The 12,586-nt window shown below is 66.6% G+C and carries 9 protein-coding genes; 6 read left to right on the top strand and 3 right to left on the bottom strand.

From position 1 onward, the window contains the following. Positions 1–24: 24 nt before the first annotated feature. Together recJ and RN01_RS11670 are read right to left on the bottom strand one after the other, a co-directional pair. Positions 25–1,725 (bottom strand): single-stranded-DNA-specific exonuclease RecJ, encoded by a 1,701-nt coding sequence (gene recJ / locus RN01_RS11675; RefSeq protein ID WP_024569156.1) that lies wholly within the window; start codon positions 1,723–1,725, stop codon positions 25–27. 46 nt (positions 1,726–1,771) lie between these two features. Continuing rightward, positions 1,772–2,890 (bottom strand): hypothetical protein, encoded by a 1,119-nt coding sequence (locus RN01_RS11670; protein WP_024569157.1) that lies wholly within the window; start codon positions 2,888–2,890, stop codon positions 1,772–1,774. Positions 2,891–2,993: 103 nt separating this feature from the next. Here RN01_RS11670 and RN01_RS11665 point away from each other — a divergent pair, with 103 nt between their 5' ends. From RN01_RS11665 to RN01_RS11650, 4 genes are all read left to right on the top strand, one after another. Further along, positions 2,994–4,244: a lipoprotein-releasing ABC transporter permease subunit gene (locus tag RN01_RS11665; RefSeq protein WP_024569158.1), complete on the top strand. Its 1,251-nt coding sequence runs from the start codon at positions 2,994–2,996 to the stop codon at positions 4,242–4,244. Then, positions 4,237–4,986, top strand: coding sequence for an ABC transporter ATP-binding protein (locus RN01_RS11660; protein WP_017514052.1), 750 nt, complete (start codon positions 4,237–4,239; stop codon positions 4,984–4,986). The genes RN01_RS11665 and RN01_RS11660 overlap by 8 nt, the downstream gene beginning before the upstream one ends. Before the next feature lie 62 nt (positions 4,987–5,048). Continuing rightward, positions 5,049–5,876, top strand: coding sequence for a TatD family hydrolase (locus RN01_RS11655; protein WP_011515833.1), 828 nt, complete (start codon positions 5,049–5,051; stop codon positions 5,874–5,876). A gap of 130 nt (positions 5,877–6,006) precedes the next feature. Continuing rightward, positions 6,007–8,562: a DNA internalization-related competence protein ComEC/Rec2 gene (locus tag RN01_RS11650; protein WP_024569159.1), complete on the top strand. Its 2,556-nt coding sequence runs from the start codon at positions 6,007–6,009 to the stop codon at positions 8,560–8,562. Here RN01_RS11650 and RN01_RS11645 read toward each other — a convergent pair. Then, complete coding sequence (locus tag RN01_RS11645; protein ID WP_017514054.1) at positions 8,529–9,545, bottom strand: MurR/RpiR family transcriptional regulator; 1,017 nt, start codon at positions 9,543–9,545, stop codon at positions 8,529–8,531. The genes RN01_RS11650 and RN01_RS11645 overlap by 34 nt on opposite strands. 300 nt (positions 9,546–9,845) lie before the next feature. On the opposite strand from RN01_RS11645, the gene edd reads away from it, so the two are divergent. Both edd and RN01_RS11635 read left to right on the top strand, forming a co-directional pair. After that, entirely contained in the window at positions 9,846–11,735 is a 1,890-nt protein-coding gene (gene edd / locus RN01_RS11640; RefSeq protein ID WP_024569160.1) for a phosphogluconate dehydratase, read from the top strand. A 171-nt stretch (positions 11,736–11,906) separates the two neighbouring features. Continuing rightward, a complete protein-coding gene (locus RN01_RS11635) occupies positions 11,907–12,422 on the top strand; it encodes a gluconokinase (protein WP_024569161.1) in 516 nt (171 codons plus the stop codon). The last annotated feature ends 164 nt before the right edge of the window (positions 12,423–12,586 follow it).

The raw sequence follows: 12,586 nt of genomic DNA, 5'->3' as shown, positions 1-12,586 counted from the left end.
GGGAGAGGAGAAAACAAGCGGCCCTTACTGCGCGTGCTCGATCACCAGTTGCACCCGGGTCATTCCGTTGAATGTGTTGTTGTCGAGCCGGTAAGCCACCATCGCGCTGGCGCCATCAAGCGCGTCGGCATGGTTGAACCAGATGGCGTCGAAGCGCTGGCTGCCCCGACCGAGCTGGAGTTTCAGGTGCTTGCCCTTGAGCACGGTCTGGCGCAATACGTCGAACTCGCCGCAGAACGTCGGCGCCGGGAAGCCCTGACCCCAGACCTGGCCTTCGAGCAGGGTGACGAATTCCGGGCTGAAGCACGCATCCTCGATATCGCCATCGGTCTCGATCACACGCGCCAATTGGTCGTCGGTCAGCCATTCGCGGCCAACTTCCTCAAACGCGCTGACAAAGGTGTCGAAGTCCTTGGCGCGCACGGTCAAACCGGCCGCCATCGCGTGTCCGCCGAACTTGACCAGCAGTCCCGGGTGGCGCTTCGACACCAGATCCAGCGCGTCGCGCAGGTGAAAACCGGGGATCGATCGCCCTGAACCCTTGATGTGCTCCTCGTCGCCGGGCGCGAACGTGATGGTCGGGCGGTGGAATTTTTCCTTGAGCCGCGATGCGACGATGCCGATCACGCCCTGGTGCCACGTGTCATGGAACACGCTGACGGTGTGACGCGATGTCGGGTCCAGCCCGGCTAGCGGCTGTTCGAGGATCTGAAGTGCTTCCTGCTGCATTCCAGCCTCGATATCGCGCCGCTCGCGGTTCATGCCGTCCAGTTCCTGGGCGATTTCCCAGGCGCGATTGGCGTCGTCGGTCAGCAGGCACTCGATGCCGAGCGACATATCAGCCAGCCGGCCCGCTGCATTCAGACGCGGGCCCAGGCCGAAGCCGAGGTCGAACGTGTTGGCGCGCGAGGCTTCGCGGCCGGCGGCACGGAACAGTGCCGCCACGCCGGGATGCATCCGTCCTGCGCGCATGCGCTTCAGCCCCTGGGCCACCAGAATCCGGTTGTTCGTGTCCAGTTTGACCACGTCGGCCACCGTGCCCAGCGCCACGAGATCCAGCAGGGTTTGCAATGGCGGCTGGGTGGCCTGGGTGTACACGCCGCGGCGGCGCAGTTCAGCGCGGAGGGCCAGCAGCACGTAGAACATCACCCCGACACCCGCCAGGTTCTTGCTCGGGAACTCGCATCCCGGTTGGTTCGGGTTCACGATCACCGCAGCGTCGGGCAGTGTCTCGCCGGGCAGGTGGTGGTCGGTCACCACGACGTCGATGCCGCGTGCGTTGGCGGCCGCCACGCCGTCGACGCTGGCGATGCCGTTGTCGACCGTGACGATCACGTCAGGATGTTGCCGGGCCGCCAGTTCGACGATCTCCGGCGTCAGCCCGTAGCCGTACTCGAAGCGGTTCGGCACGATGTAGTCGACGCGCGCGCCCAGCATGCGCAGCCCGCGCACGCCCACCGCGCAGGCCGTGGCGCCATCGCAATCGTAGTCAGCCACGATCAGCAGCTTGCGATTCGCGGCAATCGCGTCGGCCAGGTACTCGGCCGCATGGCCGATGCCTTTCATGCTGGCCGGCGGCGCCAGTTCGGGCAGGTCCGTGGCCAGTTCGGAGGGTTGGGCTACGCCACGCGCGGACAGGATGCGCGCCAGCGTCGGATGCAGACCCGAGGCCGCCAGGGCCTTTGCGTGTTCGTCGGAGAAGGAGCGGATGGCAATCCGGGTCATGTGGCGTTCGCGTTCGAATTCGTCAATGTGATGTCAGGCCGCCGGGTCAGGAGACCATGGCCAGGTCGGACAACAGGGCGCGCCAGTCTCCGCGCGAGCCCAGCCCGCGCCAGAATTTGCGCAGGTCGGCCCGTGTGACGGTGAACTCGGCAAAGTGGTTTTCGCCGCCGAGCACCAGCGTCACGGCCTGAATCCGGCCCTCGCCGAGCGCGGCCAGCACCGGCGCGAACCATTCGGCGTCGAGCGTGTGCATCCGCTCCAGCCACAGCCCCCAGTCCGCAGCGATATGGGCCTCGGTGGCGCTGTCGAGCAGCGTCATGACCGAGCCATCGGTATCGGCGATGTCGGCGAAGCGGGCCGGCTGCGGCCCCAGGCGGCTGCCACCGGCCAGGCCCAGCCCGGCCAGGAACGGATCGTCGGTCAGCACCGTGTCGGCCAGCTTGCGCGCCGCGTTGGCACTGCCGCCGCCGTGCAGCCACACGGAATTGACTGTCAGCCGTCCTTCGGCCTCGCGCGCCTCGTTCACCGGGTGCCCGTGCCAAGTCATCTGGATTTCGTTCTGCAGGCGGCGCCAGTCGCGCGCTTTCGGGCCAGCCTGCATCCAGATATCGATATTGCGGCCCGTGGCGCGCACCGGCGTGGTCGCAGTCAGGTCCCCGAACATGCCATCGGGGATGTACCAGCGGGCGGGGTGGGGGGTATCGATCGTGATGCCTGCCTCGTCCAGCAGACCGGCGATGGCGGCGTGCAGGGCGGCTGTCTCGTCGGGGCGGATGTCGAGCTGATCCGGGTGCATCAGCACCAGGTGATCCCGCGCGGCATGGATGTGGACCGGCTGCAGGCAGGCCCAGCCGGCTTCCCCGGCGGCCTGCGTGGGGGGCGGGGTGGCGCCGCGGTGGTCCGCCAGCCGCATGAAGGGCGCAGTCGGCACTCGCGTGGTATCCAGCCCGGCCCGTCCGGCCAGCCAGCGCTCCTGCGGCAGTGTGCGCAGGTAGGGGTCGTCGTGCGTCTCGCGAGGGCCGGAGGTGGCGCGCGTCAGCAACTTTCCGAGCGCCGGCAACTCCAACTGCCGCAACAGCGCACCGGGCACGACATAGTCCGAGGCGTCGTCGCCGGCACCGGGCGGGACGGAAAAAGGCACAATCAGGGTCAGGTGCGTCATCATGGTTGGCGAGATTGTAAACTCCCGGCTGGCCGGCGCCAGTTTCCCGTTACCGGATAACCGATAAACTGCCGTCGGCGCTTTTCCTCGAACAACAGGACTCCTCTTGAACTTTCCTTACGAATGGCAGATCGGCTGGCGCTACACCCGCGCGAGCAAGCGCGCCAGCCGCAATACGTTCATTTCATTCATTTCGATGATTTCGATGATGGGCATCGCGCTTGGCGTCGCCGCCCTGATCGTCGTGCTCTCGGTCATGAACGGCTTCCAGAAGGAAGTGCGCGATCGGATGCTGTCGGTGCTGTCGCACATCGAAGTCATCGGCGCCGCGCCGCTGACGGACTGGCAGAAGACGGCCGCCGAGGCGCTGCGCAACAAGGAAGTGGTGGGCGCCGCGCCGTATGTGGCGGCCCAGGCCATGATGACGCGGGAAGACGTGGTGCGCGGCGTGCTGCTGCGCGGCGTGGACCCCGCCGAAGAGCCCAAGGTGTCGGATATCGCCAACCAGTTTCGCGTCGGCAGCATGAACGCGCTGGCGCCGGGTGGGTTCGGCATCGCACTCGGCAGTGAACTGGCCAATGCACTGGGCGTGCGCGTGGGCGACAAGGTGATGCTGGTGGTGCCGCAAGGCACGATCACGCCCGCCGGAATGCTGCCGCGCCTCAAGCAGTTCACCGTGGCCGGCGTGTTCTCGTCGGGTCACTACGAGTTCGACAGCGCGCTGGCGCTGATCAACATCGGCGATGCGGAAACGCTCTTCCGCCAGAGCGGACCCACGGGCGTGCGCCTGAAACTGCAGGACATGCAGCGCGCGCCGCAGGTGGCCCAGGAGCTGGCGGGCACCATGAGCGGCGACCTCTACCTGCGCGACTGGTCGAAGCAGAACCGCAACTGGTTCGCCGCCGTGCAGACCGAAAAGCGCATGATGTTCATCATCCTGACGCTGATCATCGCCGTGGCCGCGTTCAACCTGGTGTCCACGCTGGTCATGACCGTGACTGACAAACAGGCCGACATCGCGATCCTGCGCACGATGGGCGCCCAGCCGCGCTCGATCATGAAGATCTTCATCGTTCAAGGCGTGGCCATCGGCTTCATCGGCACCTTGCTCGGCGTATTGGGCGGCACGCTGATCGCCACCAATATCGACGTGATCGTGCCTTTCATCGAGCGGATCCTGCATGTGCAGTTCCTGCCCAAGGACATCTACTTCATTAGCGAATTGCCTTCGGACCCGCGCATGAACGACATCGCTACCATCGGTATCATTTCCTTCGTGCTGGCGTCGCTGGCCACGATCTACCCGAGCTGGCGCGCCTCGCGCGTGAACCCGGCGGAGGCGCTGCGCTATGAGTGATACGACGCTGCTCCCCGAAGCCTCATTCCAGGCCGGCACCCACGGCGCTGGCACGCCAACCGGCACGCCGGTCCTGCTGGGCGAGGGCCTGACCAAGCGTTTCAAACAGGGCGGCCTGGACGTCGAAGTCCTGCGTGGCGTCGATGTGCGCGTCGACGCAGGCGAGAAGGTGGCCATCGTCGGTGCTTCCGGTTCGGGCAAATCGACACTGCTGCACGTGCTGGGCGGGCTCGACAACCCCGACGCCGGCCGCGTGGCGCTGCTGGGCAAGCCGTTCACGGCGCTGCGCGAGAAGGAGCGCAATATCGTGCGCAACCGTTCGCTGGGCTTCGTCTATCAGTTTCACCATCTGCTGCCGGAGTTCACGGCGCTCGACAACGTGGCGATGCCAATGCGCATCCGCGGCCTGAGCGAGCCCGCCGCGCGCGCCGAGGCGCAGGCAGTGCTTGAGCGCGTGGGGCTTGGCGGCCGCTCGAAGCACCGCCCCGGCGAACTCTCGGGCGGCGAGCGCCAGCGCGTGGCAATTGCCCGCGCGCTGGTCGGAAAGCCGGCCTGCGTGCTGGCCGACGAGCCGACCGGCAACCTTGACGACCACACGGCAGGCGGCGTGTACGACCTGATGCTGGAGCTGTCACGCACGCTGGGCACGAGCTTCGTGATCGTCACCCACGACCTCGACCTGGCTGGCCGTTGCGACCGCGTGCTGCGGCTGCGCGACGGTCATCTGCATCAAGAGCGTTGAGCGCCGGTAGCCAACCCGTAACCTTCCCATAGCCCTCCCTTAGCCTCCCCTTAGCCCCCGCCATGTGGATCGACACGCACTGCCACCTCGACGCCAGCGAGTTCGATGCCGACCGGGCTGACGTCACGGACGCGGCTGCGGCTGCCGGTGTGACCGGCATTGTGTTGCCGGCCGTGGCAGTGGCGAACTTCGACGTGGTGCGTGGGCTGGCGCATACCGACCCACGCTGTGTCTATGCGCTCGGCATCCACCCGCTGTACTCGCGGGCCGCCGGGCAGGCCGATCTCGATGAACTGCGCCGCCAGGTGACGGCGTCGATCGACGACCCGCGCCTCGTTGCCATTGGCGAAATCGGGCTCGACTTCTTCGTGCCTGGGCTCGACGCCGCCCATCAAACCTGGCTGTACGCGGAGCAGTTGAAGATCGCGCGCGACTTCGACCTGCCGGTGCTGCTGCACGTGCGCAAGTCGCAGGACCAGATCCTGGCGCAACTGCGTCGCGCGGGCGTGCGGCAGGGTATCGCCCATGCGTTCAACGGCAGTCACGATCAGGCGCACCATTACGTGACCCACGGCATGAAGCTCGGATTCGGCGGCAACGTGACGTTTTCCCGCGCGCGGCAGATCCGCCGCCTGGCCGCCGAATTGCCGATCGAGTCGATCGTGCTGGAAACGGACGCGCCCGATATCGCTCCCGCCTGGCTTTCCGACGATCAATTCGGCGAGCAGCACAAGGCCCGCAATACGCCTGCGGAAGTGGTGGGCGTGGCGCGCGTCATGGCCGAACTGCGCGGCGTCTCCGAACGAGAGCTCGCCGATACCATGTGGCGCAATTCCGTGGCCGCGCTGCCAAGACTGGCGGCGTTCGCGGATGTCATGGCCCCTCGCTAGGCGGCCCTCAGCGCTCCGCGCGCAGATTTAACCTTCTGACACACCGACGTATCGCTCGGTCACGTTTTCCAGCTGTCAATCGCAGTACAAATAAGCCTTTCAGCAATCAGATGCGAGGGCGTGCCTTGCTATGCGTGCAGTGCTGCTCGCGTTCGTGGTGGGCTGCTGGTGGTTGCAGCAGCAGGCGGCACTGCCGGGGCCATGGGATTGGGTCGTTTGGGGGTGTTTTGCACTGGTTGGACTGTTTGGGGTTTGGGGGGTGCGCGGGCGTGAGGCGCGGTGGGTAGTCTGGGTTCGATGGTTGGTGAGCCTGTCGATCGCGGCAATCGTGGGGCTGGGTTGGTCGGCGTGGCGGGCGGACATGCGGCTCGGTGCGTGGCTGGACCCGTCGCTGGCAGGGCGTGACCAGATCATCGACGGTGTTGTCAGCGGATTGCCAGACGCGGCCCCGCACGGCACGCGGTTCCTGTTCACGGTGGAGAGCGGGGCATCGGGTGGCGTGGCGACGGGAGATCGCCACGAAGGGGTGGCGCCACTGTCAACAGCGCCATTGCCGCCCAGGGTATTGCTGACGTGGCGAGATCCGCCGGAGGTGCTGCAGCCCGGCCAGCGCCATCGGTTGACGGTCCGGCTGCGCAGACCGCGCGGTCTCGCGAATCCGCATGGTTTCGACTATGGCTACTGGCTGCTTGCCGAAGGCATCGGGGCGACGGGCTATGTACGCCACGGTCAGTTGCTGGATCGTGATGCCGCGATGCCGTTGTCGATCCGGATCACGCAGTGGCGGGCCGGATTGCGTGACCGCTTGTGGGCGGCGTTGCCATCCGATGCGCAATACCGGGCAGTGCTCGTCGCGCTGGTGATCGGTGATCAGCGGGGCATTGGGCCCGCGGCCTGGGATGTGTTCCGGCGTACCGGCATCTCCCATCTGGTCAGCATCTCCGGGCTGCACATCACGATGATATCGGGGGTGGCTGCGGCGCTGGCGGGCCTGCTTTGGCGCCATTCGTTCGGCATCGGGCGCTGGCTCCGGCGGCCGCTGCCGCTGATCTGGCCCGCGCAGAAGGTGGCGATGGTGGTAGCGGTGCAGACGGCGCTTGGCTACGGGCTGATTGCGGGCATGCAGATCCCGGCGCTGCGCACGGTATCGATGCTGATGGTCGCTGCCGTGGCGCTGTGGAGCGGGCGGACACCACCGCCGACGGTAGTGCTCGCCTGGGCGGCGGGGATCGCGGTGGCCATCGACCCATGGGCGGTGATGTCACCGGGCTTCTGGTTGTCATTTGGCGCGGTGGCGGTGATCTTCCTGGGCGCGCGGGGCGACGGCAGTGGGGATGGAGAGGCGGTCGAGGAACGGCAGGCGGATCCGAAAAGCTGGGTGAGCCGCTGTGTGAGCCGCTGGGTGAGTTGGATTGGCGGCGTGGCTGCCGAGGCGGCGCGCACGCAATGGTCGGTGACTATCGGGCTCGTACCGTTGACGCTTCTGCTGTTCGGACAGGTCTCGGTGGTATCCGTGTTCGCCAATGCCGTGGCGATCCCGGTGGTTAGTCTGCTTGTTACGCCGCTGGCGCTGGCTGGCGCGGTGTTGCCGCCTGACTGGGCTGCGCCGCTGCTGTGGATTGCCCACAAAGCGCTGGAGTGGTTGGTCGGGGGACTCGCGTGGCTGGCCGCGCCCGCGTGGGCAGTATGGGAGGCCGCGCATCCGGGTCCGGTGGCGACCGGGCTGGCATTGGCTGGTGTCTACGTCCTGCTCATCCCCCGTCCGTCGGATGCGAAAGGTGCCAGGCGAGTGCAGATCGCGCCGCGCTGGTTAGGCGTGCTGCTGATGGCGCCGATGCTCTCGGCCGGGCGCGAGCCGGTGGAGGAAGGGGAAATGCGTGTGACAGCGCTCGACGTCGGGCAGGGTGCAGCCGTGCTCGTGGAAACGCGCCGTCACGTGCTGCTCTACGACACTGGGCCTTCGTATGTGTCGGGTGCCAGCGCAGGTGGTCAGGTGATCGTGCCCTATCTCCGCGCGACCGGGGTACGGCATCTGGATATGCTGATGGTCAGCCATGAGCATGACGACCACGCGGGCGGCGTTGAAGCCTTGCTGCAGGCCGTGCCGGTAGCGCAGGGGCTGACGGCGGAAGGGCCTGGGAACAAGCCACTGCCAAACTTGCCGGAGGCGCGCGCATGGCAGCCGTGTCTGGCTGGCGTTGCGTGGCGTTGGGATGGTGTGGACTTCGAGGTCCTGCACCCGACGGAAGAGGATCTGGCGCGGCGGCGCTTGTCGGCCAACGCCCGAAGTTGCGTGCTCCGCGTGGCAACGGCGCAGCGCAGCGTGCTGCTGACCGGCGATATTGGTGTATCGGAGGAGCGGCGGCTGATCGATAGCGAACTAGGTGAGAGATTGCGTGCGGATTTCCTGCTGGTGCCGCATCACGGCAGTGGCACGTCGTCACATGCGGCATTCCTGCGGGCTGTACAGCCCGAACTGGCGGTGTTTCAGCTCGGTTTCGCAAACCGGCACAGGCATCCGCGTGAAGATGTCTGGCAGCGGTACGCGCGTGCGGGGGCGGCGCGGTACCGCACTGATGAAACCGGCGCGGTGTCGATCGTCACGGGCGGCGGCGACTACGTGGTGACGTCGTTCCGTCAGCAACAGCGCCGTTATTGGCGGGACGCGCCGCCCGCGCCACGGTGAGCGGCGGGCTTGGTCGTCTTGCTGGCAGGGCTGTCAGGCTTTGTCAGGCGACGCGCCGCCCGGCTCGGTTTGGTTGACTGCGATGTCGCCTCGGATGCGGTTGTGGCCGAGGTCGCTGCCGGAGTCTTGCCCAGCGGCGCCGGATCGGCACCCGCAATCCGGCGCTCGCGCAGATGTGCCTTGGCTCGCTGCAGGCCTGCGGCGACCGAGTCGGCGCGATCCAGTGCCACGCCTGCGGCCAGCACGTCGCCGAGCACGAGATGACAGATGCGCGAAGTCATGGGCGTATAGACCTCGCTGTCCTCTTCGACGTCGGAGAAGACACAGACGTCCGCAAGGCGGGCGAGTGGCGATCCGCTATGGGTCAGCGCCAGCACGCTGGCGCCGCTGCTACGTGCCAGCGTGGCGGCGGTGAGCATGTCCCATGTGCGGCCGCTGTTGGACACCAGCACGGCAACATCGCCCGGGCGCAGCAGCGCTGCGGACATGCTGAACACGTGCGGGTCCGAATAAGCCGTGGTGGGAATGCCCAGGCGGAAGAACTTGTGCTGGATGTCGAGCGCAACGATGCCCGAGTTGCCGCAGCCATAGAACTCGATGCGGCGCGCCCCGGCCAGTAGCCGGATACCGTGCTCGATCTGGTCGGCGGACAGCGCGTTGCGCACGGACATCAGCGTGGCGATGGTGCGGTCGAACACCTTGCCGGCGATATCGGCGGGCCGATCGTCGGCTTCCACATCCTGGTGAACGAAGGGCGTGCCACCCCCCACATTCTGGGCGAACTGAAGCTTGAACTCCTTGAAGCCGTCGTAGCCAAGCGCGGCGCAGAAGCGCGCGATCGTCGGCTGCGAGACACCGGCCCGGTCTGCCAGTTCCGGCATGGTCAGCCGGATGACGCTCGCTCCGTGTCGGGCCACGTAGTCAGCCAAGCGGCGTTCGGACGGGCGTAGCGAGTCGTAGACGGCAAGGATTCTGTCGCGCATGGTGAGGGAGTGCGGGATCGTGCGTAAGGGTATTGGGGTGGGGCGCTGGTTGTGCCGGCGCCCTTGGGCTGGCTTCAGTGCGGCCTCGGTAATGTAGAGATTCTACACAAATAGAGAGGACTCTCGGAAGGGTTTGCGTGGGCTGTTGTGCTCAGGATTTACCCGAATTTCCCATAGAACTGCCGCTATACCTGAGGCTTCTGTCTTCCGGTAGCGTGAATCTCATGGATATAATGTAGAAATTCTACATGCCGAGCGTCCAATGGATGCCTCGGTTTCCCCACCAGGAAGAACTCCAACATGTCCCAAGCCGTTCATGCCGAGGTACTGGCCGTCACGCAACGTATCGTCGACCGCAGTCGCGCCAGCCGGGCGGCCTATCTGGCCAGATGCGAGCGCGCCCAGCAGGAACTCGGGCCCTTGCGCGGCATGTCCTGCGCGAACCTTGCCCACGGCTACGCTGCACTGCCTTCGGACGACAAGCTCAAGCTGCGGGTCGAACATGCCCCGAATCTCGGCATCGTGACCGCCTACAACGACATGCTGTCCGCCCACCAGCCCTATGAGCGTTACCCGGCCGTGATTCGCGAGGCCGCGCGCGCCGTGGGTGGCGTGGCGCAGGTGGCAGGTGGCGTGCCGGCCATGTGTGACGGGATTACCCAGGGCAACGCCGGCATGGAGTTGTCGCTGTTTTCGCGCGATGCGATCGCGATGGGCACGGCCGTCGCGCTGTCGCACAACACGTTCGATGCGGCGCTGATGCTGGGCGTGTGCGACAAGATCGTGCCGGGTTTGCTGATGGGGGCGCTGCAGTTTGGCCATTTGCCGATCGTGTTCGTCCCGGCCGGGCCGATGGCAACGGGCCTGTCGAACAGGGAAAAGGCGCGTGTGCGCCAGCTCTATGCCACCGGGCAGGTCGGGCGCGATGCGTTACTGGAGGCCGAATGCGCCGCCTATCACGGCGCGGGTACCTGCACCTTCTATGGCACCGCCAACAGCAACCAGTTCCTGATGGAGATCATGGGCCTGCACATGCCCGGCTCGGCGTTCGTGCATCCGGACAGCGGCCTGCGTGACCCGCTCACCGCCGCGGCAGCCCAGCGGGCGCTGGCCCTGATCGCTCGCGGCGACGCCTATACCCCGCTGGCGAAGATTGTCGACGAACGGGCGATCGTCAACGCGATGGTTGGCCTGCTGGCCACTGGCGGCTCGACCAACCACACGATTCACCTGGTGGCGATGGCGCGCGCCGCCGGCATCCTGATCGACTGGAACGATTTCGACTGCCTGTCAGCGATCACGCCATTGCTGGCGCGTGTGTATCCGAATGGCTCGGCCGATGTGAACCATTTCCACGCAGCGGGCGGCGTGGCCTATGTGATTGCCCAACTGCTCGAGGCCGGTCTGCTGCACGAGGACGTGCAGACCGTGGCGGGCCCCGGCCTGAAGCGCTACACCGAGGAGCCGGTCATGAACGATGGCGTGCTGCGCTGGCGGGCTGGCCCGGCCACGAGCGGGGATGAGTCGGTGCTGGCGCCAGCGTCGGCGCCGTTCTCACCCGAGGGGGGGCTGCGGCTGATGGCGGGCAATCTGGGGCGCGGGGTGATCAAGGTCTCGGCCGTGGCCGACGAGCACCGGGTGGTCGAGGCGCCGGCGCGAGTTTTCGATTCGCAGGAAGCGCTGCAGGCCGCCTTCGAGGCAGGCGAGCTTGATCGTGACGTGGTGGCCGTGGTGCGCTTCCAGGGCCCGAATGCCAATGGCATGCCCGAGTTGCACCGGCTTACCCCCGCGCTTGGCGCGCTGCAGGATGCCGGGCGCAAGGTCGCGCTGGTAACCGATGGCCGCATGTCGGGCGCGTCGGGCAAGGTGCCCGCCGTGATCCATGTCGGGCCGGAGGCGCTGGCAGGCGGGCCGCTGGCTCGGGTGCGCGACGGCGACGTCATTCGCGTGGACGCATTGGCGGGCACGCTCGATCTGGTGGGCGATGCTGCCACCCAGGCTGACTTTGCCGGGCGAGTGCCGGTAGCGGCGCCAGCCGACGAATTCACCCGTTTCAGCATGGGCCGGGGCCTGTTCGGCCTGTTCCGCCGCCATGCGCGGGCCGCCGAGGAGGGGGGCAGCGCGCTGGACCTGTCCGAAGCCGATGCTCTGGCGCCCGCTGTCCAAACGGCGTCCGCCGTCGCACAATAGGCGGGCCGTCAGGCGGCGCTCGCGCCAATCATTCCGTTTCTCTTGCGTATTCTTCCGGGGTGCCCGGCAGCACGCGCTGCACCCCGGAAGCACCTTCGCGCCACATCGACGTGGCCGAAGGCTACCGACAAGGATGGCAACACCATCCGACACATGATCGATGGAGCAGACATGATCTATATCCTGATGGGCGTTTCCGGCAGCGGCAAGAGCACGGTCGGCCAGATGCTGGCGGACCGTCTTCATTGCGGTTTCCACGACGCGGACAGCTTCCACAGCGACGCCAACAAGGCCAAGATGCACGCCGGCATCCCATTGACCGATGACGACCGCTGGCCCTGGCTGGACGCGATGCGGGCCGCCATCGACGCCGCCCGCGCCGAGGGCCGCACCCACGTGTTCACATGTTCAGCGCTGCGCCAGGTCTATCGGGACCGCTTGCTGCCGTCGGACGGCGGCGTGACCTTCGTGTTCATGAAGGGCGACGCTTCGACGATCGGCAGCCGCCTGTCCGCGCGCACGGACCATTTCTTCAATCCCGCGCTGCTCCAGAGCCAGTTCGAGACCCTGGAGGAGCCTTGCGACGCGCTCGTGCTCGATATTCGCCGCACTCCCGAGGCACTGGTCGAGGATATTCTGGAAAAATGCCCGCCGGCATCGGCCGCCTGTTCCGGGAAGGCGCCCTGATTAAGCTGTGGCTGGCAAGCATCTTGCTAAATCGTTTCTGTGTGCCGGCGCGTGTCACTTGTGTGCAACCCCTTGCGGGTTCAGCCGGTACGGATATGCTGAAGGAGTCGACTCGACAAGGCATCGATAAACGGGCGGCGGCGGTTGGTATCAGGCAGTAACCG

The sequence above is a fragment of the Cupriavidus sp. SHE genome (assembly GCF_000812445.1).
In the GTDB taxonomy this organism is placed as follows: domain Bacteria; phylum Pseudomonadota; class Gammaproteobacteria; order Burkholderiales; family Burkholderiaceae; genus Cupriavidus; species Cupriavidus metallidurans.
This window is presented reverse-complemented; position numbering and strand designations above follow the sequence as displayed.

Excerpts from the sequence above, each read along its gene's own strand:
- RN01_RS11650 (WP_024569159.1), top strand. The coding sequence starts at position 6,007 with ATGCGTGCAGTGCTGCTCGCGTTCGTGGTGGGCTGCTGGTGGTTGCAG.
- RN01_RS11660 (WP_017514052.1), top strand. The coding sequence starts at position 4,237 with ATGAGTGATACGACGCTGCTCCCCGAAGCCTCATTCCAGGCCGGCACC.
- recJ (WP_024569156.1), bottom strand. The coding sequence starts at position 1,725 with ATGACCCGGATTGCCATCCGCTCCTTCTCCGACGAACACGCAAAGGCC.
- RN01_RS11645 (WP_017514054.1), bottom strand. The coding sequence starts at position 9,545 with ATGCGCGACAGAATCCTTGCCGTCTACGACTCGCTACGCCCGTCCGAA.
- RN01_RS11670 (WP_024569157.1), bottom strand. The coding sequence starts at position 2,890 with ATGATGACGCACCTGACCCTGATTGTGCCTTTTTCCGTCCCGCCCGGT.
- RN01_RS11655 (WP_011515833.1), top strand. The coding sequence starts at position 5,049 with ATGTGGATCGACACGCACTGCCACCTCGACGCCAGCGAGTTCGATGCC.
- edd (WP_024569160.1), top strand. The coding sequence starts at position 9,846 with ATGTCCCAAGCCGTTCATGCCGAGGTACTGGCCGTCACGCAACGTATC.
- RN01_RS11635 (WP_024569161.1), top strand. The coding sequence starts at position 11,907 with ATGATCTATATCCTGATGGGCGTTTCCGGCAGCGGCAAGAGCACGGTC.